Genomic DNA, 25,555 nt, shown 5'->3' on the forward strand with positions numbered 1-25,555 from the left:
CTATGCCGTCGTGTGGGTCAGAGGAGCCCGAGCCCGACCGCGTGCCGGCGTACGGCGTCGGTGTCGGCTGCGAGCACGAAGGGCACGTCCTCCTTCCAGGTGCCCGAGACCTCCTCGACCCGGCCGTCGCCCGGATCGAGCCGCACCTCGCGGATGTAGATCGCGATGATCCGGCCCGGGTTCGCCCGCGCGACGGCCGCGTAGATCTCGGGATCCTTCTCCCCGGAGTCACCGAGGAGGACGAACCGCAGGCGAGGGTGGAGGTCGAGGACCTCCTGGATGCGACCCCCCTTCTGCTCGCGCCCGGCCGAGGTGCCGAGCAGGTCGCGGAGCAGCACGGGTCCGACCGGGAACTCGCGGTGTCGGATGAACGCCATCAGGAAGCTGTGCAGGTTCCACGGACTGGACGAGACGTAGAAGACCGGGTTGATGCCGGCGGCGAGGTCGCGGTACAGCTCCGCCGCTCCCGGGAACGGTGTCCGGGTGAGAGCGGACCCGGTGAACGTCTGCCGGATCATCCGCCCGACGCGCTGGACGCCGGTCTCGAGGATCGTGTCGTCGACGTCCGAGATCACCCCGAACGTTGCGGCGTCACTCGGGACCAGGACGTCGAGCGGCGTGGTCATCGGGTCGGTGACGCCGCGATACTCCCCCGCGAGCTCGACGGTCCCGGTGGTCCACGGGGCGACCAGCTGGGCAGGGTCCGGCTGCAGGCGCGCCTGGAAGTAGCCGTCGGCGTCGGTGACGGTCCGGACGGTCGCGCCGGCGACCGTGACACGCAGGGGTACCCCCGGCAGATCGTCGGTCAGGAACTGTCGGACCGTTCGGCGTACGGCGGCACCGACGCCCTCGCCCTCCACCGCGTCGGTCGGGGGCGGGTCGTCGAGCACCCGTCCGCGCACCACCACCCCTTGCGCACTGCCGTGGCCGCCGTAGGTCTCGATCCGGAGGTCGACAGGTGTTCGGGTGCGGGTCCGCCGCAGCCGAACGCCGTCCCATGCCTGCTCCAGCCGGCGGGCCCAGCGGCTCGCACTCATGCGCCCAACCCTAGGCAGGAAGAATGGGCTCGTGAGCGACGACCTGCTGCCGCATCCGGCGACCGGCGAGCTGTTCCCCTCGCCGGTGCCGCCGGGCACCGGCTGGCCGGGCGACCCGGCCACCCAGGAGACGCCGGTCGCGCGGACACCCGCGCAAGTGCGCCGCCTCGCTCGCGTCGGCCTCGACGAGCTCGATGCCCGGACCAGTGTCTGTCGCGCGTGCCCGCGGCTGGTCCGTTGGCGAGAGGACGTGGCGCACACCAAGCGGGCGTCGTACGCCGACCAGCCCTACTGGGGCCGCCCCGTTCCCGGCTTCGGCTCTCCGACTCCGGGCATCCTCGTGATCGGCCTCGCCCCCGCCGCGAACGGCGCGAACCGAACCGGCCGACTGTTCACCGGCGATCGGAGTGGTGACTGGTTGTTCGCGTCCCTCCACCGGGTCGGCCTCGCCACGAAGGGCGACAGCGTGCACGCCGCCGACGGCCTCGCGCTCATCGACACCCGGATGGTCGCGACCGTCCGGTGCGCTCCACCGCAGAACAAGCCGACGACCGCAGAGCGCGATGCCTGCTCGCCCTGGATCGCGGCGGAGCTCGACCTGCTCGCGGAGCACGTCCAGGTCGTGGTGGCGCTCGGCGGCTACGGCTGGGACGCGACCCTGAGGTCGTACGCCGCCCTTGGCTGGCAGGTCGCCCGGCCGAAGCCGCGGTTCGGTCACGGCGTCGAGACGACCCTCGTGAAGGAGGGGCGTTCCGTCACCCTGCTCGGCTGCTACCACCCCAGCCAGCAGAACACCTTCACCGGCCGGCTGACAGAAGGGATGCTCGACAGCGTGTTCAGTCGGGCCGCGGCACTTGGCAGGACGACCCCCGGTCAAGCCGAGCCGGTGGCGAGCGCCTGAGCCACGCGCGCCTCGAGCGACCGCGGGTAGCGCTGGACGCCGTTCGGGAAATCTGCGGTCTGCCCGCGCAGGATGGCATCGAGCCCGAGCACCATGATCGCCGCGAACGGGTCGAACAGCTGGGGAGCCACGATGCCGAGCCCAGGAGCGAGGTTGACCAGGCTGCCTCGATTGAGCAGGTACACCCGACGACCGTCGAGGTCGTAGCGGTCGAGATGACGGCGGATCGAGGTGCTCGGGTGACGGTCGAGCCAGTCGACATCGATCTCGCGGTCGCTGTGGCCGACGTTGACGAGGATCGCGCCGTCAGCGAGCTCAGACAGCTCCCGCTCCCCCAGCACACCGTCGAACCCGGTCGCGGTGACGATCACGCTCGCGCTTCGGAGGGCGGTCGCCAGCTCGGCAACACGGCACCCGTCGTGCTGTGCCTGGACGAGGCGCACCGGGTCGAGATCGACGACCGTTACGACCGCACCGAGATCGCGGGCGCGGTCAGCGACGCCCTGACCCACCGGTCCGAAGCCGACCACGACGACCTCGCGCCCGTACAACGCCAGACCCGTGATCGCCGTGAAGGCGGGCCAAGTCTCGAAGCCGACGTGGTGGCGGTTGTGGATCAGGTCCTTGAGCGCGATCCCGTTCCAGTCGAGCACAGGGAACGGGACCTCCAGTCCGTCGAGTCGATGCAGACCGGTGGTCGTCGCCTCGAGCGCTCCGGCGGGACGGTGCCCGACAGCAGCTGTTGCGGCGATCAGGTCGCCGCCCATGTCGCACAGCGCATCGGCCGGCTCGCTGGCCAGCCACCCCAGCGAGTCCTCGAACTCCTCGGTCGTCATCCCCGCGTGCGCCCGGACCTCCACGCCGATCGACGCCAGGTGGGCCGCGGCGCGCTCGTCCGTGCTGTCGGGGTTGCACGGTGCCAACCGCACCCGGGCGCCGGCCTCGACGAACGGAGCCAGGATGGCGATCGTGTCGTCCAGGATGTGCTGGCGGCAAGCCACAGTGCGACCGTTGAAATCGGAGGCTGCCACCGCCGCACCGAACGAGGTGGTGATCGGCATCGTCCACTCGATCCACTCGAGCTCGGCCGCGTCCATCGCCCCAGTACACCAGTTCGCGCGCTCGACACTCCCTACTCGCGTCGTACTGTCCGACCGGTCCGGCGGAAAGTGCCGAGGACCTCTGAGCGCTGGCGTGAGATCGTTCGGCGGTGACTGAGGGTGAGTCGATCTACGAGTTCCTGCGCGACCATCTCGACGAGGCCGGCCGCCTGAGCGACCCGGACCTGAGGTTGCCCGACGAGAAGACGGACACCTCCGGTCTGCGGTGGGCGCCCGGCGCGATGGATGGAGTGCTCGGACACCATGCCGGCTCTGCTGACTCTGATCAGGCGCAGGCGGTCGCCGACGCGATCGTCAAGGCAAGCCGGCGGCCTACCAAGAGGCGGCTCCGCGACCTCTACCGCGCCGTGGACACCGACGGCGTGTTGGAGTACGTCGACGCCGCGATCGAACTGGTCGCGCAAGCCGGTGCCGATCCGACACGGGTTCACGACGTCGGCAGGTGGCTCGCCACGACCGGCTCGAACCGCTCGGCCGTCAAGGTCGGCATCGCGCTGATCGGCGTATCGGGCCTCGATCGCGACGTCGACGTCGTCCGCGTCCTCGGCGCGCACGAGGAGTTCACCCTGTTCGCGGCCGTCGCTCTGAAGAACGGGCTCGACGATCCCGACTCCGAGCTGTGGGCGCTCGCTGCCGCGGTCGACGGATGGGGTCGGATCCACTGCGTCGAGCAGCTACGGGACACGGACGATCCCGCGATCCGCTCCTGGATCCTCCGCGAAGGCTTCCGCAACTCGGTCATGTACGAGTACCTGGCCCACATCGCGGCAACCACCGGCGACCTGCTGTCGGCGCTGCGAGCGGAGGCGCCGGATCGCGAGCTCCTGACGGCTGCCGGCGAGATCATCGAGGCGCTGGTCCAGGGCGGCCCGGCACAGGACCTCGAGGACTACACCGAGGGAGCGGACGCGGTCGAGGCGTACCTGAGCCACATGGCGACGCGAGCCGAGACGCTCGGCGACTTCCACGCCGTCGACGCGATCCGCTCGTTCCTCGACAGAGACGGATCGTGGGACGAGCTGAGCCAGCAGGGCTGGACCGCGACGCGACGTGCGGCGTTCGAGGACCTCTGCGCGCAGATCCTCGACCGCGACGTGTGGAACGACCTGATCGCTGTCGCTCTGCTGTCCGACGACGGAGGCGAGTTCTGGAGAGCCGACCAGGCAGCCCGGCGGCGGGGCATCGACACCTACGACATCCACCTACGTCGCGTGAGAGAGGACCCGTTGGGCCACGGCTGGTTCGCGGCGTGGCAGCAGGCGGACGCCGTACGCGCTCAGGCGCTGGCCACGCTGGCGCGCGCCCTGCTGCCGCTGGACCAGATCGCATCGGGTCCGGCCGACGAGCTCGGCCTGGGTCAGGAGTGGCGTGCGAACTCAGCGCTCGACTGGTCCCTCCAGGCGCTACGTGACCACCCGGGCGTCGGCGCCGAGCTCATCGTCGCCGGCCTGCAGAGCCCGGTCACCCGCAACAGGAACATGGCGCTCCAGGCGCTCAAGGAGTGGCCTGCGGCCCGCTGGCCGGACCGCGCCCGCGATCTGGTGACCGCCCTCGCCGACCACGACCCGAACCCCCAGACCAGGGAGCTCGCGGGCGAGGTGTGCGGGGTACGTCCTGGGTAGTCAGCCCACGACGTACGACCGCGGCAGTCAGGAGGCGATGTCGGGCGTCTCGTCGGTGTCGGACTTGGCGGCGGCACGCGCGCGGTGCTCCGCGCGACGTTCCACGAACTTGGCCGCCTGGGCGTCCAGGCCCTGAAGGAAGGTCGCCAGCTCCTCGCGGGCCTGCTCGCCGACACCGCCGAAGTTGGTGCGGTCGAAGATGTCCCAGTGCCGCAGGATCGGCATGATCACGTCGTCGTGGTGCAGCCGCAGGTCGTAGATGCCCGCCTTGGCGATCATCATCGAGCTGCGACGGAAGCCGGCCATCGTGGCGCCCGGCATCTCGAAACCGATGACCTCGTCGGCGATCGCGCGCATGGTCTCGTCCGGGGCGATCTCCAACGCGGCCGCCACGATGTTGCGGTAGAAGACCATGTGCAGGTTCTCGTCCTTGGAGATCCGCGCGAGCATCCGGTCGGCGATCGGGTCGTTGGTGACCTTGCCGGTGTTGCGGTGCGAGACCCGGGTCGCGAGCTCCTGGAACGACACGTACGTCACCGCCTCCAGCGACGTCTTGTCGCCGGAGTCGTAGCCGGACGTCATGTAGTCCATTCGTGCGCGCTCGAGCTCGACCGGGTCGACCCCGCGGGTCACGACCAGGTAGTCGCGCATGGCGATGCCGTGCCGGTTCTCCTCGGCGGTCCAGCGCCCGACCCACGTGCCCCAGGCGCCGTCGCGACCGAACCGGGTGGCGATCTCGCGGTGGTACGACGGCAGGTTGTCCTCGGTCAGCAGGTTGGTGATCATCGCTGCCTTGGCGGTCTCGGAGAGCCGTGACTGCTCCGGAGCCCAGTCCTCACCGCCCAGCAACGCGAAGTCGCGGCCCTCGCTCCACGGGATGTAGTCGTGGGGGTGCCACTCCTGCGCCATCCCGAGGTGGCGGTCGAGATTCTCGGCGACGACCGGTTCGAGCGCCTCCAGCAGATGGTTCCCAGTACTCACGTGACTCCCTCGGTCGGCTGCCAGTGAGCGTACGCCTCCATGGTCAGGGCACGGCAATGTCGAGAACTGGCACCTGGCTTCGTCCCTGGTCGGACAGCACCAACAACGGAGGATGGATCCATGGCACACATCAAGCGTTTCGACCACGTCGGCATCACCGTCTCGGACCTCGACGCGGCGACGGCCTTCTTCGTCGGGCTCGGGCTCGAGGTCGAGGGCCGGACGTTCGTGGAGGGCGAGTTCCTCGACACGGTCTGCGGCATTCCCGACTCGCGCACAGAGATCGTCATGCTGCGAACGGCCGACGGAAGTGCCCGGCTGGAGCTCGCGACCTTCGTCCGGCCCGACCACGAGCCCGGTTCGCCCACCGCGATGGCCAACGAGCTGGGCCTGCGCAACGTCTCCTTCGAGGTGGAGGACCTCCAGGGCGCGGTCGACGGGCTGGCCGCAGACGGCTACGGGCTCGTCGGCGGGGTCGGCGAGTACGAGAACACCTGGCGGATGGCGTACGTGCGCGGTCCGGACGGGATCGTCGTGTCCCTGTTCGAGTCGGTCGGCTGACGCCGTCAGAGGAACTGGGTCGGGTCGAACTCGTCGATCGGGATGATGCGGACGCGCGGCAGCTGGGTGTTGAACGCCGCCACGTCGTACTCGAGGTCGAAGGACTCGAGGCCCCGGTCGGCGAGCTCGGCAAACGCGCTGTTCCGGAACTCGCCGAACCCCACCACGCCCACCCGCCGACCGTCGAGCAGGTCGCCCACGTGCTCGACGAAGTCTCCGTCATTGCTGACCAGCAGCACGTCCGCCTCGCGCCGACCGAGCTCCACGAGCGTGCGCTGGATCGCGATGTCGACGACCTTCTCACCGGGACCGCCCGAGAGCGGGATCGGCCGGTAGCCGAGCGCCAGCAGGGCCTGCACGAACGACATCGGCAGCTCGTTGCTCGCGGCGAGGAAGAACAGGCCGACCGCCGGCTGCTCCCACCGCTGGCTCGCGAACTGAAGCAGCCGCTCCCACCGCGGGCGCTCCTCAGGTCGCGGGCGCCGACCCAGGATGGACGTGCCGAGGGTGGCGTCGATGTTCTCCCCGTCGACGAGCACGTAGGTCGTCCGCTGCTGGTCGTCCATGGGATGACACTAATCACCTGCGGCTGCCGGACGGTCACCGTCTTCCCCGATGAGGTGCCGATCAGGGCATTGCCAGGTCGTACTCCCGCCACGTCACTCCGGCGTCCTCCGACGCGTGGACCGCATCGCCACGCAGCACCAGGATCTCGTCGCCCAACACGTCGAAGCCCACGTCCCGCTGGATCGGCCCCCGCCTGAACTCCATCGCCTCGTTGCTCGCGTCCGTGGCGGCCATCAGGCCCGGACGGTTGGTGCCGGTGACGAGCCGGCCGTCGGGAAGCAGGTACCAGAGGTAGGGGTCGAGCAGGCCGCCGAGCCGCTGGCTCGAGAGATAGCGGCCCTCCAGGTCCAGCGTGTGCAGCCACAAGGGGTTCTCGCCGCCGGTCTCGACCAGGATCCGCTCCTCGTTGACGTCGCAGTACTGCAGCCGCGGGCCGCTGTCTGCCGGTACGACGCCCGCGACCGTGAGCTCGGTGACGGGGCGGCCCTCGTCGGTCGAGACGTGGATGGTGCCTGTTGACAACGGGCCGGGTCGCAGCGCACAGGTGCTGCCGTCCGTGTCGACGTCCACGACGTACCCGTTGCCGCCCCACGGCGGTTGCGGCTTCTTCGTGACGCTGTCGTCGGCGGGGCGATAGCCGAAGGGGGCTCCGTTGAGGACCTGAAGGTCCAGGTCTCCGGGCCGCAGCCGCCGGGCGGGTGTGCTCCGGTCCGGCTGATCCGCAACCGGCTCCACCTGCCCCTTCGGGTCGATCGTGACCCACTCTGCGAGCTCGGTGGATCCGTCGCGTCGGTATCTGAAGGCGCGGCCGACGAATCCCTTCGCGGTGCCCTGCAGGACGACGAGCTCCGCGTCGACGCGGAGGAGCGGCGTACGAGGGCGCCACCGATTGTCGTAGAGCCGGTACGAAGTCTGTTGACTCCCCTGGTCCGGCTCGAACACCACGATGGTGGTCCCGTCGCGGGCTCGCAGCAGCGTGGGGGCGCCACGCTTCCCGTACGGGTAGCTCGCAGGCGTGACTTCGAGCTCGTCCGGCGCCCGGGTCGGCGTCGGACTCGAGGCGCTGGCGGCGCCCGACTCGGCGGTTGCGGACGGCATCGGCGTGCCGCGATCCCCGGCGCCGTCGTTCTCGTGGGTGCAGCCCGTCCACGACGTCGCCGTCAGCACCAGCGTGACGATGCCGGCCACGGTGCGAGGTGGGACGTCCACGGCGGCTTCCTCCGAGCTCTGCTTCCCGCCATTGTGCGCGCGGCGAACCGAGCGCGGCTACCGTCGTCGGCGATTCGAGGTGCCTAGAGCTCCAGCTCCGAAAGCTGACGCTTGAGCACCTTGCCGGTCGGGTTGCGCGGCAGCTCGTCGACGAAGACGACGTCGCGCGGGGTCTTGTAGCGGGCGAGGTTCTGCGCGACGTATGCCTTCACCTCGTCGGCGGTGAGCGCCGCCCCGTCGTTGAGTACGACGAACGCGCGCAGCCGCTGCCCGAATCGCTCGTCGGGCACGCCGATGGCGGCCGCCTCGCGGACCGCGTCGTGGGCGAAGAGCAGCTCCTCGACCTCGCCGGGAAAGACGTTCTCACCGCCGGACACGATCATGTCGTCGTCGCGGCCGTCGATGAACAGTCGGCCGGCCGCGTCGAAGTGGCCGACGTCGCCGGTCGACATCAAGCCGTCGATCCGGTCCTTGTCGCCGCCGCCGGTGTAGCCCTCGAACTGGAAGTCGTTGCCGACGAAGATCCGACCGGTCGCGCCCGGCGCCACCTCGCGTCCGTCGTCGTCAAAGATCTTCACGACCGCGCCCATCACCGGCCGGCCGACGCAGCCCGGCTCGGCCGCCAGGTCCTCGGGCGTGGCGATGGTCGCGTAGGCGACCTCGGTGGAGCCGTACATGTTGTGGATCACCGGCCCGAACAGCTGGGTCGACCGGGTCGCGAGCTCGGCACCGAGCTGCGACCCCGCGACGAAGATCGCGGTCAGCTCGGACAGGTCGGCCTCGGCAAAGGCCTCGTCGCCCAGCTCGACCATCTTCTGCAGCATCACCGGCACCGCGACCATGCCGGTCGCGCGGTTGGCCGACAGGTCCTCGAGCACGAGCGCAGGGTCGAAGCGGCGGCGCACGACCAGGGTCGAGCCGAGGAAGCCGTTGAGGAGGGCCTGGGCGAAGCCGAGGGTGTGGAACATCGGGGCGGGCAGGACGACCACGCCCTTTGCGTCGAACGGCACCCGCGACAGCAGCGCACCGATGGGCGCGAGCGACCGTGGCTCCGCGCGCGGCGCGCCCTTCGGCGTACCGGTGGTGCCGCTGGTGAGCAGCACGACCTTCGGGTCCTGTCCGGACCGCGGCGCGGGCGAGGTGTCGCCATACGCGACCACGCCCGCGATCGTGTCGTCGCCGCCCCCCGCCTGCACCGAGCCTGTCGAGGTGTCGGTCCACGCCCGGATCCGCCCCAGCCGGGTGTCGACGTCGGCCAGCAGGCCGCCGTACTCGTCGTCGTGGACCAGGCAGTCGGTGCCCTCGCGCGCCGCCACGTCGCGGATCTGCGGCCCCGCGAAGTCGGTGTTGAGCAGCACGATCCGGGCGCCGCAGCGCGCCGCCGCGTAGGTGGCGACCAGGAACCAGCGGTGGTTGCGCGCCAGGATCGAGACGCCGTCACCCGGAGCCAGCCCGGCCCCGCGCCAGTGGTTGGCCAGCGCGTTGGCGGAGTCGTCCAGCTCGCCGTAGGTCATCGTGCCGAGCTCGTCGACGACGGCCGCCCGGTCGCGGCCGTGCCGGATGGAGGCGATCGCCGGGATCCCGCCGAGCATGCCGTAGCGCCAGACCGCGTGGCCGATCTGGGCGACCTTCCACGGCGGGTCGATGCCGAGCGCACCGCGCTTGAAGGCGTAGGACGCGTAGACGGCCTCCTGCGAGGCGCGGCGGGCGATCTGGATGGGCAGGGTGATCACGCCGACACGCTAACGCTCAGCGATCGGCCGATTCGACGACTGTCTCGCGGCACCTTGGTTTCGAGTCTCGGCCGCGGACGGCCTCGCACCTCAACCGGCGGCGTCACTAGGGTCTCGCCATGCGCTCGCTCCAGGTCACGGAACTCGACGGTCCTTCCGGTGTCTCGGTCCAGGACGTCCCCGACATCTCGGCGCAGGAGGGCCAGGTGCTGGTCGAGGTGAAGGCGCTCGGCCTCTCCTGGCCCGACCTGCTGCAGACCAAGGGCGAGTACCAGATCAAGCCCGACCTCCCGTTCCAGCTCGGCGTCGACTTCGCCGGCGTCGTCCGCAGCGCCCCGGCGGACAGCGGGCTCGCCGAGGGACAACGGGTGGCCTGCTGCCTGCCGTACGGCGGCGGCGCAGACCTGGTGTCGATCCACCCGGAGTCGGTGTTCCCGCTGCCCGACCGCTACAGCTTCGAGCAGGGTGCGGCGCTCCCCATGAACTACCTGACCGCCGAGTTCGCGCTCGCCACCCGCGGTGCGCTGGGTGAGGGAGACACGCTGCTGGTCACTGGCGCGGCCGGTGGCGTCGGCACCGCGTCGATCCAGGTCGGCAAGGGGCTCGGCGCCCGTGTCATCGCCGTGGTCTCCACCCCCGACAAGGCGGCCTTCGCCAAGGACGCCGGCGCCGACGAGGCCGTGCTGGCACCTGGATTCCTCCCGCAGGTCAAGGAGATCACCGGGCCGTCCGGCGTCGACGTGGTGCTGGACGTCGTCGGGGAGCCGCTGATGACCGACGCCCTGCGCAGCCTCGGCGCGCAGGGGCGGCTGCTCGTGGTCGGGTTCACCGGCGGCGCCATCCCGGCGGTCAAGGTCAACCGCCTGCTGCTCAACAACATCGACGTGCGCGGGGTCGGCTGGGGCGCCTACGCGATGGTGCGCCCCGGCTACATGACGGCTCAGTGGGAGCGGCTGCTGCCGATGATGGAGTCCGGCGTGATCGACCCGCCGATCGGCAACGTCTACTCGCTCGACCAGGTGACCGACGCGCTCGTGGAGATGGACGAGCGCCGAACCCTCGGCAAGTCGGTCGTCCTCCTATAGGCCCGACAACGCCGAGGGACGCGTCACACTCACGGGAGATTGCCGCAGCGGACCCCTACGCTCGCCGGGTGCCAGCGAACCCTCTCGCCCGACGCCTCCTCGACGCCCAGGTCGCCTACCACCTCGATCAGCTCCGCGGCGACAATTTGGAGGACAACGCCGCCGCCCTCGTCGACGACCTGCTGGACGCCACCGGGCGGCACCAGATCGCGGACCTCGTCGACCGCGACGTCGTGAAGACCGTGATCGCCCGGCTGCTGACCAGCGCTCCGGGGAGCGCCGCCGCGAGCGGGCTCCTCGACCTGGTGATCGACGTCGTCCTCGACGGGCCGTCGGACCCCTACCCCCTCGGCGAGCTCGTCGAGCGGGAGCGGGTCGAGGCCCTGGTCGACGCGCTGCTCCAGCTCAGTCCGCTGGTCGAGCGCGCGATCGGCCAGGTGGCCGACAGCCCGGTGATCGGCACCGTGGCGTCCCGGTTCATGGCGCGCATCGTCGGCGAGGTGATGCAGGCCAACAAGGCGGTGGCGGACAAGGTGCCGGGGCTCGGTGCGCTGGTGTCGTTCGGCACCAGCACTGCCGCCAACGTGGTCGGGGCGGCGGGCCGGCCCCTGGAAGGCCTGCTCGGCGACACCATGGGCAAGAGCGGCGCATTCGCCGCACGCCGTCTCGGCCGGATCATCGTCGAGACCATGCAGGACCCGACCACCCGCGCGGCGGTGCTGCAGGCCTGGGACGTCGCGGCGGCGGAGAAGGTCGCCGGCCTCGACCGGTTGCTGAGCCGGGACCAGGTCGCCGACGTCGTCGGTGCGGCCCACGAGCTCGCGGTCACCACTGCCGCGAGTGAGCACGTGACCGACCTCGTCGGCGTGCTCGTCGACGGGTTCTTCGAGAACTTCGGGGGCTACACACCGACCGAGCTCCTCGAGCAGCTCGACATCGACCGGTCGCACGTGCAGGAGGACGCCGTCCGGATCGCGCCGGGCATCGTCGGCCTGCTCGACGAGGCCGGCGACCTGGAGCGGATCGTGCGGGCCCGGCTGAAGCCGTTCTTCGACTCACCCGAGGTCGCCGCACTGCTGGCCTGATCCGCTTCGCCCTCCGCGGCGTCATGCGGCACCCTGTGGCTATGAACAGCGCCTGGCCGATTTCCTGCCGCGAGCCGGCTCGATGAGGAGGTTCCTCGGCACCGTCCTGCTCGCCTCTGTTGCTGCGCTGACTGGATGCACAGATGAGGAAACCGCCAAAGAGCCGTCCGCCCAGACCTCGTCGACGTCGCCGACCGAGACGTCGGAGGAATCCGAGGACGAGCCGCTGTCCTGCGTGGCCAGGGCGCGACCCTTCTCGGGTGCGGCCGCAGACCGGTTCGGCGCGGAGACGGTCATGGCGGCGTACTGCTCGGTCGCTGAGCTCTCGCTCGAGACGGCCTTCGGCGACCTGCTGGTGCCCGGGCCGCACAGGGCAGGAGAGTTCGAGATCGTCGAGCCCTGGCTCAGCGAACGCGGTCAGCGAGTGTGGAGCCGCGCGGTGCGGGGGGCGCTCGAGGGTGACGCGGCCGCCGAGCGGCGGGTGGACGCGCTGACGCTGCACTCTGTCGCCGGCGTGCCGGATCGCTTCCAGCTCGCCGACGACCCGCCGCCGGCGTTCGGCACCGAGGTCGGGCCGGGCGAGGCCGGCCTGCGAGGAGATCGGCTGCTCCTCAGCTTCGACGTGACGACCGGGATAGTGCTCGAGCGCGCCGGCGATGACCAGGGTCAGCACCTGCTGTGGTCTTGGACCAAGCACGTCCGTTTCGTCGTCTCGCGGTCCGCCGACGGCTGGCTGGTCGACGACTGGTCGGCGACGTGGTCCCGGGGCGACGTCGCCATCGTGACGGGCGGGTAGCTGATCAGTCGATCTCCTCGCCGGCGAGCGCCTTCGCCGCGAGTCGCTCCTCCTCGCTGACCTCCCAGACTTCGTAGGCAGCGTGGAGCGCGAGCATGATGATGAAGCAGCCGAGGACCAGGTCAGGCCAGCCCGAGTCGGTCCACAGGGTCAGCCCGGCCATGGCGATGATGGCCACGTTGACCAGTACGTCGTTCCGGGCCGACAAGAACGCCGCCCGGCTCAACGACCCGCCGCGGTGACGCACGCTGGTGAGGAGTCCGGCGCAGGTTCCGTTGATCGCGATGGCGCCGAGGGAAGCCAGCACCACGGGCACCACGTCTGGAGCGAGCGGTTCGGAGAACCGTCGCACCGCCTCCCAGCCCGCCACCGCCGCCGGACCCAGGATGACCAGGGCCATGGCCTTCCCCATGGCGGCGCGTCGAGCCAGCGGCCAGCCCAGCGCGAGGAAGATCAGCAGGTTGATCGCCGTGTCCTCGAGGAAGTCGACGCTGTCGGCCAACAAGGAAACCGAGCCGGCCACGAGCGCGACAACGAACTCGACGAAGAAGTACGACAGGTTCAGGATCGCCACCACGAGGACGATCCGGCGTAACCGACCCACATCGAGCTGCTCCGCGGCCGGCGGGTCGGCACTCACCCGGCCACGATAGTCACCGTCGAGCAAGCAGGGACGCTCCTGAAGGCCCGGGCGCAGGCGCCGCGTGACCGGATCAGCCGATGAGCGCCGCGCACAGCCGGCCGAGGAGCTCCTCGGAGGCGGCGGGGCGGCGGCCCCGCCGCGCCGCGAGTCCGAGCTTGGCCTGCACCGGCGCGTCGGTCACGACCATCGCCGAAAGGCCGTCGGCGCCGAGCGTCATGGAGGCGCTGAGCAGGGCAACTCCTACACCGCGCCGGACCAGTCCGAGCAGCGTGTCTGGCGAGCTGGCCTCGAGGTCGGTGCGGGCTCCTCGAGAACGGCTGAGGCGCAGCACCCACTTACCCGGCCCGGCGGACTCCTCCTCAAGGCGTCACTCCGGCATGCGGTCCCGGAGCCACGCAGCCTGTCGACGGCGGGAGGCCCGCGCGAGCCAGGCGTCTTGGACGACCTCGGCGAGCTCCTCGTAGCTGACCTCGCCGATCCGGCTGCCGCGCAGCAGGACCGACAGGTGACCGTTGAAGTGAGGGGTCGTGAAGAACGGCGACGACTCGTCCTGCACCATCGCCAGCTTGTCGCCCTCCGTCGGGACCCAGAACACGATCACGTCGTCGTAGCGCTCGCCGGTGTCCGGATCGACGGCGTCCGGACGTGGGTTGCGGAAGAAGACGAAGGACTTGCCGCCCACTTGGTACACGGGCTTGTTCTCCGCGACATGTTGGACGGTCACGTGCGGCATGCCGAGGGCGAGGTCGTGGACGTCCTCGACCCGAGCCGGACGAACCTTCCTGCGTGCCATGGCGGAGGTCAGCTCGCCCTAGCCACCAGCGGCCACGGCCGGGCCGCCTCGAGCTGCGCGCTGAGGCTCAACAGGGTCGGCTCGTCGTCGAGACGCCCGACCAGCTGCACCGACAGCGGCAGGCCGTCCGGCGCGAGCCCGCAGGGTACGGCGGCCGCGGGGTTGCCGGTCACGTTCCAGACGGCGGTGTAGGCGATCGCGGGCGTCGACCGCAGGGCGGCGGTCAGCGCGTTGGCACCCTCGAGCACTCCGACCTTCGGCGGACGGTTGGCGGTCACCGGGGTCAGCAGCACGTCGTACCGGTCGAACAGGCGGTTCGCCTTCGCGCTGACCTTGGTCCCCTGCCGCAGCGCCCACTCGAGGACGCCGGGCCGCACCCAGAAGCCGAGCCGGTAGGCCTGGCGGATCGACGGCTCGAGCCGCCGGTAGTCCTCGACGGCGTCGGCCTCGGTGCGGATCCCGGCGAAGAACTGAGGCACGAACGCGACCGTCGGGTCGGGCAGCCGGGTGTCGAGCTCGCGCACGTCGTGACCGAGGTCCCTCAGCAGCCGGACCGTGTCTTCGACGGCCTGCACGTGCAGCGGGTGCGGACGGACTCCCCTGCTGGTGGGCTTCACCGTCCAGCCGATCCGGAGCCGCCCCGGCTCGCGGGTCGCGGCCTCGACGAAGCTGCCGGTCTCCCCCGCCCGGAACCGGTCGGACTCCAAGTTGCCGCGGATGGCGTCGTAGACGATCGCCGAGTCGAGGACGGTGCGGGTCAGCGGACCCACCGTGCCGAGCGCCCACCACAGGTGGGGGTTCGGCGCGGTCGACACCCGGCCGACCTGCGGCTTGAGGCCGAACAGGCCGCAGAACGACGAAGGGATCCGGATCGAGCCGCCGCCGTCGCCCCCGATCCCGGCCGGGATCATGCCCGCCGCCACCGCGGCCGCCGTACCGCCGCTGGAGCCGCCGGGCGAGTACGCCGGGTCCCACGGGTTGTGGGTCGGGCCGAGGCTGCGTGGCTCGGTGTAGGGCCAGGCCCCGAACTCCGGCATCGAGGTCTTGCCCACGATGACCGCCCCCGCGGCCCGGAGCCGGCGGACCACCTCGGAGTCCGCGGCCGCCGGCGTGCTGTTGGCCTCGCCGCCGAAGGTCGTCACGCACCCCTCGACGTCGTTCTCCTCCTTGATCGCGACGGGTACGCCGTGGAGCGGCCCGAGCGGCTCCTCCGCCGCGTCGCGCTCCGCTGCCTCGGCGCGGGCCCGGTCGGCCAGCACCACGGAGAAGGCATTGAGCTCGGGGTCCCGACTGCCGATCGCGTCGAGGCACGCCTCGACCGCTTGTACGGCGGTCAGCTGCCCGTCCCGGATCCGGTCAGCCGTGTCGGCAACTCCCCACACGTTGGTCACGGCGGCAGGCTACTGCGCCCGTGTCGTGCCGGGTCTTCACCGGAGCCCGATCCTGCGGTCGAACCCACCGGGTGCGTGGACGTTGAGGATCCGGACGTCCGTCGGGCCGCGGTTCTGGATCGCGTGCGGGGTGCCGTCCGGGATGAGCACGAAGGTGCCGGGGCCGGCCTCGACCGCGCGTCCCTCTTCACCGACGGCGACCGACAGCGTGCCCTCGAGCACCAGGAACGAGTCGTCCTCGGCGCGGTGCACGTGCCGCTCGACACCTTGGCCCGGCGCGAACGTGACGATCCCCAGGTTGAAGTAGGGGGTGTCCTCCGTGCGGGCGAGGAACTCCACGTTGCCGAACCGCTGACCCTGGCCCGGCTCGACGACGACGACCGGGCGGCTCATCGCGCACCCGCCGAGACCGCGTCGGCCGCCAGGCCGCCACCGAACAGGTTCCGCGGATCCACCGTCGCCTTCACGCGGCGCAGCCGCGCCAGTGCGTCCGGCGTCCACGCGCTCTCCGGCCCGCTCCCGTGGCCGGCGAAGTTGACCAGCGACGAGCTCGTCGCCCACGGCTTCAGCGGGTCCACCACCTGCGCGGTGACGACGGGCGCGACGGCCGTCAGCGGAGGCGGCGCGGGTGCGATGACGGACAGCGAGTAGGCGCCGTCCCGCCCGGCCACCGCGTTGGGGATCGCGGCCGGCCGATCGAGGGCACCGCCCATCAGCCGCAGCTCGACCGCGGCCAGCGGTACGTCGACGCCGGTACCGGCCACCGCCAGCAGGCTGTCGATCAGGCCAGGCTCCATGGAGCCGAGCAGCCCGCCGCGCGCGACCGCGGGCAGCGGCTCGGGCGGGTCCATGTGGATGCCGTCCACCGCGGCGAAGGACATCGGGCCGACGGAGTCGAGCGCCGGTGTCGCGGCCCGCCGCATCGGCGCGAGCAGCGCCTCCCCCCGATCGGCCGAGCCGGTGAAGCCGAAGCGCAGCGCCAGGCTGACCACCCCGCGCAGCGGCGGCGGCACGTCGTCGATCGGCGGCAACCGCAGCAGTGCGACGGAGGTCGTCACCTCCTCCGGCATCGTCGACGCCCAGGTGGACCAGGCGTGCAGTACCTCCGCGACGGCCGGGCCGGTGAAGATCAAGGCACCGCCGAAGAACTCGGGCACGGGGAACAGGTCGAACTCGAGCGCGGTCGCGATGCCGAACCGGCTCTGGCCGCCGCGCACCGCCCAGAACAGCTCGGGGTCGGTCTCGGCGGTGACCGTCCTGATCTGTCCGTCGGCGGTCACCAGCTCGACCGCGCGGACGTGGTCGGCTGCGAACCCGTGGCGGCGCGCGAGGTGACCCATGCCTCCGCCGAGGGTGTAGCCGACGACGCCGACTCCCGAGGACGAGCCCGACAGCGGTGCGAGTCCATGGGGCACGGCGGCGTCGATCACCGACCGCCAGCGCACCCCCGCCCCGACCCGCGCCCGCCGGGCGGCCGGGTCGATCGTGAGGCCCTGCAGGTGCCGGGTGGAGACGAGCACCGAGCCGACCGACGGCGCCACCGCGCCGTGACCGGTGGCCTGGACCGCGACCGGCAGTCCCTCGTCGTTCGCAAAGGCCACTGCCGCCGCCACGTCCTGCGCTGTGCTCGCCGCGACCACGACCGCGGGTCGGTGGGTGACGGCGGTGTTGAACCCGGCCGCCTCGGCGACGGCGTCGGCGGTCGCCCCGTCGTACACCCTGCCGGTGACCTGTCGCGCGAGCCGCTCGCGCGCGGATGAAGTACCCATCGTGTTTCCTCCTCGTCGCCTCCGCACGGTGCGGATCGGCGTGGGGACGACGTTCGGCCTAAGGGCACGTCTGAGGCCTGAGGATTTCACGCAGTATTGGATGGGCCGAGCGCGTCAACAGCGCCCGCGCCGGCGCGCCTACAGCACGTCGAGCAGCCCGCGCCGGTGGGCGACGGTGACCGCCTCGGTCCGGCTGGTGACGTTGAGCTTGGCCATCAGGTTGCTCAGGTGGACGCTGGCCGTCTTCTCGCTGATGAACAGCCGCTTCCCGATCTCCCGGTTGGTCATCCCCTCCGCCACCAGCGCGAGCACCTCCCGCTCCCGCGCCGTCAGCACCGCGTCGGCCGCGGTCGCGGCTCCGGCCAGCCGGGCCCGGCTGATGGTGGCGGCGACGGCGCGCTGCAGCGGGGCGGCCTGCATCTGCCCGGCCGCGGCCGCCGCCGCGACGGCGTGGACCCGGGCACCGTCGCGATCGCCCGCGGCGACCAGGGCGTCGGCCAGCCGCCAGCGGCACCGCGCCTGCTCGTAGACGTGGCCGTAGCCGAACGCCTCGAGCGCCTGCTGCCACTGGTCGACGGCGGGCTCACCCTGCAGTCGCCCGTGCTCAGCGACTGCACGGGCGTACCAGGCCCGCCCCTCCGGTCCCAGCTCCCCGGGTCGCCCGTGCCCGCCCTCGATGATCCGAGCCACCCGCTCCATCAGGACGTCTCCCTGGCGGACCGCGGCCGCCGTACCGGAGTCGTCGCGACGCTGGCGGCAGTACGACGCCGCGTCGGCCAGCGCTCCCAACCCGATCGCCGACAGCCAGAGGCCGCCATACATCCCCTCGCCCTCGACCGCGTCCAGGTGGGACTGGGCGCGCTCGGCCGTCGCCACCGCGCCACTGAAGTCGCCCTCCCACGCCCGGTGGTCGGACTCGCAGCCGCCGGCCAGAAGCGCGACCTGGGGATGGATGTCCCAGCTCTGGCGCAGAGCGGCCAGCCGCGGCGCGGCGTCGGGAAGTCCGCCGGCGACGGCCGCGTAGCAGCTCACCGCGGCGAGGCGGGCCGCCGCGACGTCCGGGGGCGGGCTCTCCGGCGCCTGGGTTGCCTTCAGGCTGCCGTCGAGGTCACCGGAGACGTACAGCGCGACCGCGCTCAGCAACCGCAGCTCGATGCCGGGGTTGCTCCACCGCAGGCCGCTCTCCGTCACCCGGGCCATGGCCGCTCGGAGCACCGGCAGCGACCCGGCGACGTCGCCGTTGTAGTAGTGCACGGAGGCCAGCGAGTAGTGCGCACGCAGCTCCGCGGTCAGCTCGCCGGCACTGCGCGCGAGCCGCAACGCGGTGCCGAGCCGGTCCGCGGCTGCCGCCCGGTCGCCGGCAACGTCGTCGAGGAAGGCCGCCGTCGTCAGCGCCTCCACCTCGAGAGCGGAGGCGCCTGTGGCTCTGGCCTCGACCAGCGCCCGTTCGGCGACCGGGCGGGCCTCGTCGGTCCGGCGCTCCGCGAGCAGGACCCGCGCGAGCACGGCGTGCGCGAGTGCGGCCGAGCCGGGCTCGGAGTCCTCGGCCATCCGCACAGCCTCCTCCGCCACCGGGACCCCCCGGTCGGCGGCCTCGCCCTCCACGAGAGCACGGGTCAGCTCCGCCCGCGCCTCGATCCCTCCCGCTCCGTCGCCCCCCGCGTCGCAGAGCTCCACCGCCCGACCGGCCAGCTCGGTGGCTCGCGACGGCAGTCCTGCGAGGCGCGCCGCGCGAGCCGCGCGGACCGCCACCTGACCGTGCGTCGACCCGGCGAGCGAGGCGGCACCGTCGACCTTCGGCCAGGCGGCGAGGGCGCGCTCCAGATGCTGGAGCGCCTCCGCGGGGGCCAGCAGCCGGGTCGCTTCGTCGGCGGCGCGGACCGACCAGGCCAGCAGCCCCGGCGGGTCCTGCGCCTCGGTGAAGTGGTGTGCTACCTCGGCGGCCGACGCGGATCCGTCCGCCTCCAGTGCAGCGGCGTGAGCGGCATGCAGCCGGGCACGCTCACCGGGCAGCAGGTCGCCGTACACCGCCTCCCGCAGCAGGTCGTGGCCGAAGGAGTAGCCGGCGCCGTCCGGCACCAGGACACCCTCGGCCACCGCGACCCGCAACGCCTCGTCCAGCTCGGCGTCACCCAGGCCGGCGACCTGCCGCAGCAGCCGGTCCGGTACGACGTGCCCGGCGACCGCGGCGCAGCGCACCACGGTCCGCGCCTGCTCCGGGAGCGCGTCGACCCTGCCCACGAGCAGGTCCGCGAGCGCACGCGGGATCTCCCGGTCCCCGTCGGCGGAGGGCGCCGCGGCCAGTGTCTCGACGTAGAAGGGATTGCCGCCGGTGCGACGGAGCACGTCGGCCGCGACGTCCGGGGCGGGATTGCCGCCGGCGGTGCGCGTCAGGTACTCCGCCACCTCCGCTTCGTCGAACGGCTCGAGGTCGAGCCGGCGCACCGACGGCAGCCGGGCGAGCTCGCCGAGCAGCTGCCGGATCCGCGGGCGGGCCGCCAGCCCGTCCGTGCGGACGGTCGCGACCACGACCAGCCGGGCGGCGGTCATCCGGCTGAGGAGAAACCGGAGGAAGTCGGCCGACGACGCGTCGACCCACTGCAGGTCCTCGACGACCACGACGACCGGACCGCGGAGCCGTCCGGCGTCCGCGAGCAGGGCTGCCGTCGCGTCGAAGAGCTGGAGCCGACGGGACTCGTCCACGGCGTCGCCAGAGCCGATCGGATCGATCAGGCCGGCGGCGACCGGATGCCTGTCGAGGACCGACACCAGCTCCGCGTCATGGGCGGCCAGCCCCTCGATCGCTCTCACCAGGTCGACCATCGCCAGGAAGGGCAGCCCCGGGTCTCCGACGTCGACGCACTGTGCCCGGAGGACCAGCGGGGTCGGCCCCGTCGACCGGACCAGCAGCTCGCGCACCAGGCGGGACTTCCCTCCCCCCGCCTCCGCGGCGACGAGGACCGCGCCCGGGGTGCTGTCGGCGGCACCTGCCACTGCCTCCAGCAGGACGGCCAGCTCGCGCTCGCGGCCGACGAGCGGCACGTCGCCCTGGGATCCGACCACGAGCGCATCATCGCACTGTCCCGCCGGAGGGTTGGGGCGACTTTTGGGTACCTACGGTTTGTGTCTCGGGACCTGGAGGACGAAAGGAACGAACGGCCCGATGCCCTATCACGACGACGAGCTCCGGTTGAGCGAGCTGGTCGGCTCCCTGCACACGTTGCTGCTGAGCACCGACGACCTCGACACGTTCCTCGACGGCGTAGCCACGGTGGCGGCCAAGGTGGTCGAGCCGCCGGCCTCGTGCGGCATCACCATCCGACGCAACGGTGCGCCCGCCACGGCCGCGACCAGTGACCCGCGGGCCGTCCAGGTCGACCAGATCCAGTACGACACCGGCACCGGGCCCTCCCTCGAGGCACTGACCACAGGAAAGCCCGTCGAGGTCACCGACCAGCGGCTGGACGACCGGTGGCCGGCCTACGCGGAAGGCGCGGTCGCGCTCGGTGTGCGGTGCTCGCTGAGCATCCCGCTCGCGGAGGACGGCGACCGGACACTCGGCGCGCTCAACGTCTACGGCTACGACCGCCCCCGGGAGTTCGGCGAGGACGAGCGCCACCGGGTCGAAGTCTTCGCGAGCCAGGCAGCGACGGCTATCCGGCTCGCCGTGCAGCGCAGCGCCCAGCAGGACGTGGTCAGGCAGCTGGAGCAGGCGCTGGTGTCCCGCTCGGTCATCGACCAGGCGATCGGCGTACTGATGGCGCAGGAGCAGTGCTCGACCGATCAGGCCTTCGACCTGCTGCGAAAGCACTCCCAGAACACCAACCGCAAGCTGCGCGAGGTGGCGGTCGACGTCATCACCCGCCTGACAGGGCATCCCCCGATCACTCCCGAGCCGTTCCGCAAGCCGGACAAGAACGGGAGTTCTTGACAGCCGGGATACCGTAGACAGTGGTTGGGATAACAGCCGGCGATTCCTTTTCGCACCCAGGCACTCGTTTCAGGAGACGCCTACGATGCCGGCTTCCGATTCACGCTCCGGTACCCCACGTTCGCTCGCTGCCCACGCCCCGCTCCGCCGCGCCGTCAGCCAACGTGCCGTGGTCGAGCAGGCCAAGGGCATCCTGATCCTGCTCTACCGGATCGACGCCGAGAGGGCGTTCGACGTCCTCCGGGACTGGGCCAAGGACACCGACTCGACCGTCCAGACCGTTGCCCACACCCTCGTCCACGCGGTCTGCATGGAGGACGACACCCGCGAGTGGGACACGGTGGTCCGCGGGCACGTCGAGGCTGCGGTCGGCCGGCTCGACGGGATCCGGCTCCCCCTGCCCTCGCGACCGCCTGCCCGGTCCCGGGCCCGACTCAGGACCGTGAAATGACCGTGCGCGACCGACACGAGGACTTCGTGGCCGGTCACCCGATGTTCCCCGGCGAGTCCAACGACTCCTCTCCCCTGCTCACGGTCCGGATCCGGTTCACCCCGAACCTGCCCGTGGTCCGGCTGTCCGGCGAGCTCGACATCGCCTCGCTGCACCTGCTCACCGACGCGCTCGACTCCGTCGCCGCGGCCTCCTGCCCGGGAGATCTGGTCGTCCTCAACCTCGCCGGGATCACGTTCTGCGACGTCGCCGGCCTTCGGATGATCGAGATGTGCGCGGCCACCCTGGCGGCGGCCGACAAGGAGCTCATTCTGTACGACGCCCCGCCGCAGCTCAGGAAGCTGATCAAGATCACGGGAGTGGCTCAGCACATCGTCCACCGCTGACAGGGTGCAGCGCACCGGGACCGGGCTGGCCCAGGGCTAGCCACAACAGACTCCGACTAGACGGAGCGGCGCTCGACCGACTCGGAGTAGGCCTGTGGCCGGTAGCGCAGGATCGGGTCGTCGGACAGCTCGATGCCGTCGACGATCCGGGTCGGGTCGAACACCACCACGCCGCCGTCGGCTTCCGGGTCGTCGGCGACCGCGGTGACGGTCAGCGTGCCCGCGTCGATGGTCTCCCGCGGTTCCCAGACCGACGTCGGGTCGTGCGGGTCGTCGCCGTCGTCGGCCAGGTGGACCTCGAGCGTGTAGGTGACCGGTCCCGCTGCGAGACGCGCGGCGATCTCCTCCCGGAGCCGGTCCCGCCCGGTGAAGGTGCCGTCCGGCGCGGTCGACGACCGCGGCCGCAGGACGTAGCGGACCCAGTTGCTGGTGCCGTCGGCCGCGAGCCATCGGTAGGCGTGCACCGCGTGGTAGGTCGAGACGGCGTACGACGCCGGCGGGACCAGCGCCTTCGCTCGGGCGTTGGCGACCAGCGCCGGCACCGCGTGCGGGTTCCGCAGGAGGAAGCCCGGCAGCTTGCGCGGGTGGATCGCGGCCTCCGTCATCGCTACGAACGCCTCCGGCGTCCGCACGGGAAAGCGCGGGGCGGTCTGGCCGAGGAGGTCGGTCGCGGTGCCGTCCGGCAGCTTGAACGACACGGCCATGCCGCGTACGTCGGGCGCCTTGTCCGAGGCTCGCGGGTTGCCGGCCCCGTTGGACCAGCGCACCAGGATCGGGACCTCGCTTCCCTGCAGGTGGCCGGCAGTGCAGAGCTCGGCCGCGCGAGGCGTGGCGGTGAAGGTGCCGGCGTAGAACGCTCCCTTGGCGTGCAGGGTGCGGTGGTTGGTGTCGTGCGCTGCCGGTCGACCGAACGCCGCGCGCAGCCGGTCGATCGCGGTCGCTGGAGGGAGACTGGTCACCCAGCAGACCTTAGGGCCTGGGACGCGCCCCGAGGTCAGTTCCGGTGGAGCGTCTCGCAGTCCCGCAGCCGGTCGGCTCCGTCGGTCCAGGCGGTGTCCGCGCCGCCCTCGCAACGGATGGTGTCCGACCCCGCGCCACCGTCGAGGCGGTCGTTGCCCGTGCCGCCGCCGACCAGGTCGTTCCCGGCCTCGCCGTAAAGGATGTCGTTGCCGTCGGTGCCGACGAGCTGGTCGTCGCCCGCGCCTCCCCAGACCAGGTCGGCCTCCTGACCGGTGCGGATCCAGTCGTTGCCGCCGCCGCCCCAGACCTGGTCGCGTCCGGTGAACCCGTTGAAGAAGTCAGGGCCCGCGCCGAACAGCGCGACGTCGTGGCCCGCGTCCGAGAGCATGGTCATGGCGAACGTAGCCGGCAGCGACGAGCCGTCGAAGTAGTCGTCGCCCAGCCGCGGCCACACCTCGAGGAGCAGCGGCGCCGAGGCGCTGATCCCGGCCGGGACCCGGCACACTGCGGCGACCCCGACCTTCGCCTCCACGCGGCGGCAACGCCGGGCCAGCCTCTTGAAGGAGTTCGTGCCGGTGTCCGCGAAGCGGAGCCCGTCCTCGGTCAACGTCACCACGAGGTGCGAGTCCTGCTGGCCGGCGCGGAAGAGGTAGCCGTGCTCGGTCCGGGTGATCATCGCCTGGTCCGGCAGCGGGATCAGCGTGGGCCCGTCGCCCATCAGCTCGGTGGTGAAGTCGTACGGCGGGCCGGCGGAGCCGGCGCCGAGCGGCGGGATTCCCCCGCCTGCCGCCTGGCCAGGATTCAGCAGCGCGCCGAGCGTCGCGAGCGCGGCGATGGTCGATGCGGCGGCGAGACGACGTCGGGTCATACCTCATGCTGTGCGCCCGCCGAGGTATCCCGTCGCCGTTCGGCCGCTTCCTGACCGTCCGGCGACCCGGACTAGTCCCTCGGCGCTACTACCGTCCGTACGGCAGGTCGATGCCCGCTACCCTTCGTTCCGAATCACACCCACCCTGCTCGGCGCCGGACAGGAACTCGGATGAACACCGACCGGATCTACAGCGTGGTCGTCCCGATGTTCCGCACCCTGGTGAAGGGCCGGATGGGAGCTGGCCGACGGCGGTACTTCGAAGCGGTGCCGGTGCCGAAGGGACGGGTCCTGTTCCTCGGCGACAGCATCACCGCGGGCGGGTTGTGGAGCGATCTCTTCCCCGACCTGCCGACGACCAACCGCGGCATCAGCGGCGAGGCGACGTACGACCTCCTCGAGCGGGTCGACGCCGCCATCAACGACCCGATCGCCGTCTCCCTCATGATCGGGACCAACGATCTCCACGGCCCGCGTGATCTCCGGGACCCCGCGCTGATCGTCGAGCGGACCGACGAGATCGTCCGGCGGATCCGCGAGGCAGCGCCGGCCGCGCTCGTCCTGCTCAACAGCGTGCTCCCCCGCACCGAGCACTTCACGGCGCAGCTACGCGCCGTCAACGCGGGGTACCGGCAGGTCGCCGCGCGGCACGGCGCGGAGTACGTCGACCTGTGGCCCGCGTTCGCCGACGACTCCGGCGTCGTCAAGCAGGAGTACACGCGGGACAACCTCCACCTCACGCCCGCCGGGTACCTGGCCTGGGCCGAGGTGCTCCGCCCCTACCTCGAAGCCGCGCCCCGGTCGTGATCTCAGTCCACGATGAGACCGGCGGTGAGATTGCCGATGGTTCCCGTCATCGCACTGGCCCGATCGGACGCGGCGAAGGCCGCATAGTTGGCTACGTCAGCAAGCGTCGGAAGGCGGCCGAGCAGGGTTCCACCCGCGAAACCGTCCAGCACTCCATCAACGGTGGTCCCTTGTTCGCCGGCGACTCTGGCGAACACAGCACCGGTGTGTGAGATCGATACGGCCTCGGGGATCGCGTGCGGGCGGATGCACACCACGCGGATGCCGCTAGGCCCCAACTCGCCGGCCAGGATCCGCGAGAACGCCTCCACGGCCGCGTTCGCAACACCATGACCGAGGAACCCGGGACCTGAAAGTCGCGCACCCGGCGCCGACATGGTCAGGACGACTCCAGACCTCCGCTCCATCATGTGGCGCGATACGGCCTGAGCAGTGATGAAGTTCGTCCTCGTGTGCGCGTCAATCGGCAGCAGGTATTGCTCGAGGGTGAGGTCGGAGAAGGCGGTTCCTTGGTCGTGCAGAACTCCGACGGTGTTGATCGCGACATCGATCCGGCCAGTCGCAGCAACGACCTCATCGGCATGGGCGAACACGGCATCACGGTCGAAGGCGTCGACCTGGGCGGTGACGGCCCCCGGGACCTCGATGGCCACCGCGGCGAGCCGTGTCTCCGAGCGCCCCGCGAGGAAAACTCGAGCGCCCTCGGACGCGAACACACGCGCCACGGCACCACCCACCGCTCCGATCCCGAACACCACGGCAACCTTGTCCTGCAGGAGTTTGACCATGGTGCCCATGGTTTGGCGCCCTCGCCGCCACGTCCAATGCCATTCCGGGGTCCAACTCATAGAGACGGCT

The 25,555-nt window shown here is 71.5% G+C and carries 26 protein-coding genes; 10 read left to right on the plus strand and 16 right to left on the minus strand.

The genetic code is table 11. From position 1 onward, the window contains the following. Nucleotides 1–17 precede the first annotated feature (17 nt). Nucleotides 18–1,037, minus strand: coding sequence for an App1 family protein (locus SHK19_RS15200; RefSeq protein WP_322936737.1), 1,020 nt, complete (start codon nucleotides 1,035–1,037; stop codon nucleotides 18–20). Here SHK19_RS15200 and SHK19_RS15205 point away from each other — a divergent pair. Continuing rightward, nucleotides 1,036–1,938, plus strand: coding sequence for a uracil-DNA glycosylase (locus SHK19_RS15205; protein ID WP_405030430.1), 903 nt, complete (start codon nucleotides 1,036–1,038; stop codon nucleotides 1,936–1,938). The two genes, SHK19_RS15200 and SHK19_RS15205, sit on opposite strands and share 2 nt — an antisense overlap. On the opposite strand, the gene SHK19_RS15210 is transcribed toward SHK19_RS15205, so the two are convergent. Further along, on the minus strand, nucleotides 1,911–3,035 hold the full coding sequence (locus tag SHK19_RS15210; protein ID WP_405030431.1) for an adenosylhomocysteinase: 1,125 nt from the start codon (nucleotides 3,033–3,035) through the stop codon (nucleotides 1,911–1,913). The genes SHK19_RS15205 and SHK19_RS15210 overlap by 28 nt on opposite strands. A gap of 113 nt (nucleotides 3,036–3,148) precedes the next feature. Here SHK19_RS15210 and SHK19_RS15220 point away from each other — a divergent pair, with 113 nt between their 5' ends. Beyond that, the gene (locus SHK19_RS15220) at nucleotides 3,149–4,681 is read left to right on the plus strand and encodes a hypothetical protein (protein ID WP_322936739.1); all 1,533 of its coding nucleotides are present in this window, start codon (nucleotides 3,149–3,151) and stop codon (nucleotides 4,679–4,681) included. A 27-nt stretch (nucleotides 4,682–4,708) separates the two neighbouring features. Here SHK19_RS15220 and SHK19_RS15225 read toward each other — a convergent pair whose 3' ends face one another. Then, nucleotides 4,709–5,662, minus strand: a complete 954-nt coding sequence (locus SHK19_RS15225) for an acyl-ACP desaturase (RefSeq protein ID WP_322455826.1) — start codon at nucleotides 5,660–5,662, stop codon at nucleotides 4,709–4,711. A gap of 120 nt (nucleotides 5,663–5,782) precedes the next feature. On the opposite strand from SHK19_RS15225, the gene SHK19_RS15230 reads away from it, so the two are divergent. Beyond that, a complete protein-coding gene (locus SHK19_RS15230) occupies nucleotides 5,783–6,223 on the plus strand; it encodes a VOC family protein (protein ID WP_322936741.1) in 441 nt (146 codons plus the stop codon). A gap of 5 nt (nucleotides 6,224–6,228) precedes the next feature. On the opposite strand, the gene SHK19_RS15235 is transcribed toward SHK19_RS15230, so the two are convergent. The 3 genes from SHK19_RS15235 to SHK19_RS15245 all read right to left on the minus strand — a co-directional run bounded on the left by SHK19_RS15235 (nucleotide 6,229) and on the right by SHK19_RS15245 (nucleotide 9,732). Then, nucleotides 6,229–6,789, minus strand: a complete 561-nt coding sequence (locus SHK19_RS15235; RefSeq protein WP_322455828.1) for an NYN domain-containing protein — start codon at nucleotides 6,787–6,789, stop codon at nucleotides 6,229–6,231. Between the two features lie 61 nt (nucleotides 6,790–6,850). Further along, on the minus strand, nucleotides 6,851–7,999 hold the full coding sequence (locus SHK19_RS15240; RefSeq protein ID WP_322936742.1) for a hypothetical protein: 1,149 nt from the start codon (nucleotides 7,997–7,999) through the stop codon (nucleotides 6,851–6,853). 83 nt (nucleotides 8,000–8,082) lie between these two features. Next, the gene (locus SHK19_RS15245) at nucleotides 8,083–9,732 is read right to left on the minus strand and encodes an acyl-CoA synthetase (RefSeq protein ID WP_322936743.1); all 1,650 of its coding nucleotides are present in this window, start codon (nucleotides 9,730–9,732) and stop codon (nucleotides 8,083–8,085) included. Between the two features lie 119 nt (nucleotides 9,733–9,851). Here SHK19_RS15245 and SHK19_RS15250 point away from each other — a divergent pair, with 119 nt between their 5' ends. From SHK19_RS15250 to SHK19_RS15260, 3 genes are all read left to right on the plus strand, one after another. Further along, nucleotides 9,852–10,817 carry an NADPH:quinone oxidoreductase family protein gene (locus SHK19_RS15250; RefSeq protein WP_322936744.1) on the plus strand — a complete coding sequence of 322 codons (966 nt, stop codon included), beginning with the start codon at nucleotides 9,852–9,854 and terminating at the stop codon, nucleotides 10,815–10,817. 68 nt (nucleotides 10,818–10,885) lie between these two features. Further along, complete coding sequence (locus tag SHK19_RS15255) at nucleotides 10,886–11,902, plus strand: hypothetical protein (RefSeq protein ID WP_322936745.1); 1,017 nt, start codon at nucleotides 10,886–10,888, stop codon at nucleotides 11,900–11,902. An 82-nt stretch (nucleotides 11,903–11,984) separates the two neighbouring features. Further along, the gene (locus SHK19_RS15260; RefSeq protein WP_322936746.1) at nucleotides 11,985–12,698 is read left to right on the plus strand and encodes a hypothetical protein; all 714 of its coding nucleotides are present in this window, start codon (nucleotides 11,985–11,987) and stop codon (nucleotides 12,696–12,698) included. A gap of 4 nt (nucleotides 12,699–12,702) precedes the next feature. Here SHK19_RS15260 and SHK19_RS15265 read toward each other — a convergent pair whose 3' ends face one another. From SHK19_RS15265 to SHK19_RS15295, 7 genes are all read right to left on the minus strand, one after another. Then, on the minus strand, nucleotides 12,703–13,338 hold the full coding sequence (locus SHK19_RS15265) for a cation diffusion facilitator family transporter (protein WP_322936747.1): 636 nt from the start codon (nucleotides 13,336–13,338) through the stop codon (nucleotides 12,703–12,705). Between the two features lie 73 nt (nucleotides 13,339–13,411). Continuing rightward, nucleotides 13,412–13,672 (minus strand): LysR substrate-binding domain-containing protein, encoded by a 261-nt coding sequence (locus SHK19_RS15270; RefSeq protein ID WP_322936748.1) that lies wholly within the window; start codon nucleotides 13,670–13,672, stop codon nucleotides 13,412–13,414. Between the two features lie 36 nt (nucleotides 13,673–13,708). Further along, complete coding sequence (locus SHK19_RS15275) at nucleotides 13,709–14,134, minus strand: MmcQ/YjbR family DNA-binding protein (RefSeq protein WP_322455845.1); 426 nt, start codon at nucleotides 14,132–14,134, stop codon at nucleotides 13,709–13,711. Between the two features lie 8 nt (nucleotides 14,135–14,142). Beyond that, a complete protein-coding gene (locus SHK19_RS15280; protein WP_322936749.1) occupies nucleotides 14,143–15,525 on the minus strand; it encodes an amidase in 1,383 nt (460 codons plus the stop codon). 36 nt (nucleotides 15,526–15,561) lie between these two features. Then, nucleotides 15,562–15,918, minus strand: a complete 357-nt coding sequence (locus SHK19_RS15285; protein WP_322936750.1) for a cupin domain-containing protein — start codon at nucleotides 15,916–15,918, stop codon at nucleotides 15,562–15,564. After that, the gene (locus SHK19_RS15290) at nucleotides 15,915–17,294 is read right to left on the minus strand and encodes an FAD-binding oxidoreductase (protein ID WP_322936751.1); all 1,380 of its coding nucleotides are present in this window, start codon (nucleotides 17,292–17,294) and stop codon (nucleotides 15,915–15,917) included. Before SHK19_RS15290 ends, SHK19_RS15285 begins: the two co-directional genes overlap by 4 nt. Before the next feature lie 138 nt (nucleotides 17,295–17,432). Further along, nucleotides 17,433–20,357, minus strand: a complete 2,925-nt coding sequence (locus SHK19_RS15295; RefSeq protein ID WP_322936752.1) for a helix-turn-helix transcriptional regulator — start codon at nucleotides 20,355–20,357, stop codon at nucleotides 17,433–17,435. Nucleotides 20,358–20,457: 100 nt separating this feature from the next. Here SHK19_RS15295 and SHK19_RS15300 point away from each other — a divergent pair, with 100 nt between their 5' ends. The 3 genes from SHK19_RS15300 (at nucleotide 20,458) to SHK19_RS15310 (ending at nucleotide 22,062) form a co-directional block, all read left to right on the plus strand. Beyond that, nucleotides 20,458–21,225: a GAF and ANTAR domain-containing protein gene (locus SHK19_RS15300; protein ID WP_322455851.1), complete on the plus strand. Its 768-nt coding sequence runs from the start codon at nucleotides 20,458–20,460 to the stop codon at nucleotides 21,223–21,225. 85 nt (nucleotides 21,226–21,310) lie between these two features. Further along, the gene (locus SHK19_RS15305) at nucleotides 21,311–21,676 is read left to right on the plus strand and encodes an ANTAR domain-containing protein (protein WP_322455852.1); all 366 of its coding nucleotides are present in this window, start codon (nucleotides 21,311–21,313) and stop codon (nucleotides 21,674–21,676) included. Then, complete coding sequence (locus SHK19_RS15310; RefSeq protein ID WP_322455853.1) at nucleotides 21,673–22,062, plus strand: STAS domain-containing protein; 390 nt, start codon at nucleotides 21,673–21,675, stop codon at nucleotides 22,060–22,062. Before SHK19_RS15305 ends, SHK19_RS15310 begins: the two co-directional genes overlap by 4 nt. A gap of 56 nt (nucleotides 22,063–22,118) precedes the next feature. Here the strand turns inward: SHK19_RS15310 and SHK19_RS15315 are convergent, their stop codons facing one another. Beyond that, complete coding sequence (locus tag SHK19_RS15315) at nucleotides 22,119–23,021, minus strand: catalase (protein ID WP_322936753.1); 903 nt, start codon at nucleotides 23,019–23,021, stop codon at nucleotides 22,119–22,121. A 35-nt stretch (nucleotides 23,022–23,056) separates the two neighbouring features. Then, nucleotides 23,057–23,890 (minus strand): calcium-binding protein, encoded by an 834-nt coding sequence (locus tag SHK19_RS15320; protein WP_322936754.1) that lies wholly within the window; start codon nucleotides 23,888–23,890, stop codon nucleotides 23,057–23,059. Between the two features lie 171 nt (nucleotides 23,891–24,061). Here SHK19_RS15320 and SHK19_RS15325 point away from each other — a divergent pair, with 171 nt between their 5' ends. Further along, entirely contained in the window at nucleotides 24,062–24,697 is a 636-nt protein-coding gene (locus SHK19_RS15325; RefSeq protein WP_322455856.1) for a DUF459 domain-containing protein, read from the plus strand. 2 nt (nucleotides 24,698–24,699) lie between these two features. Here the strand turns inward: SHK19_RS15325 and SHK19_RS15330 are convergent, their stop codons facing one another. Next, nucleotides 24,700–25,494, minus strand: a complete 795-nt coding sequence (locus SHK19_RS15330) for an SDR family NAD(P)-dependent oxidoreductase (protein WP_322936755.1) — start codon at nucleotides 25,492–25,494, stop codon at nucleotides 24,700–24,702. Nucleotides 25,495–25,555: the final 61 nt, after the last annotated feature.

The organism is Nocardioides bizhenqiangii, from assembly GCF_034661235.1.
Taxonomy (GTDB): Bacteria; Actinomycetota; Actinomycetes; order Propionibacteriales; family Nocardioidaceae; genus Nocardioides; species Nocardioides bizhenqiangii.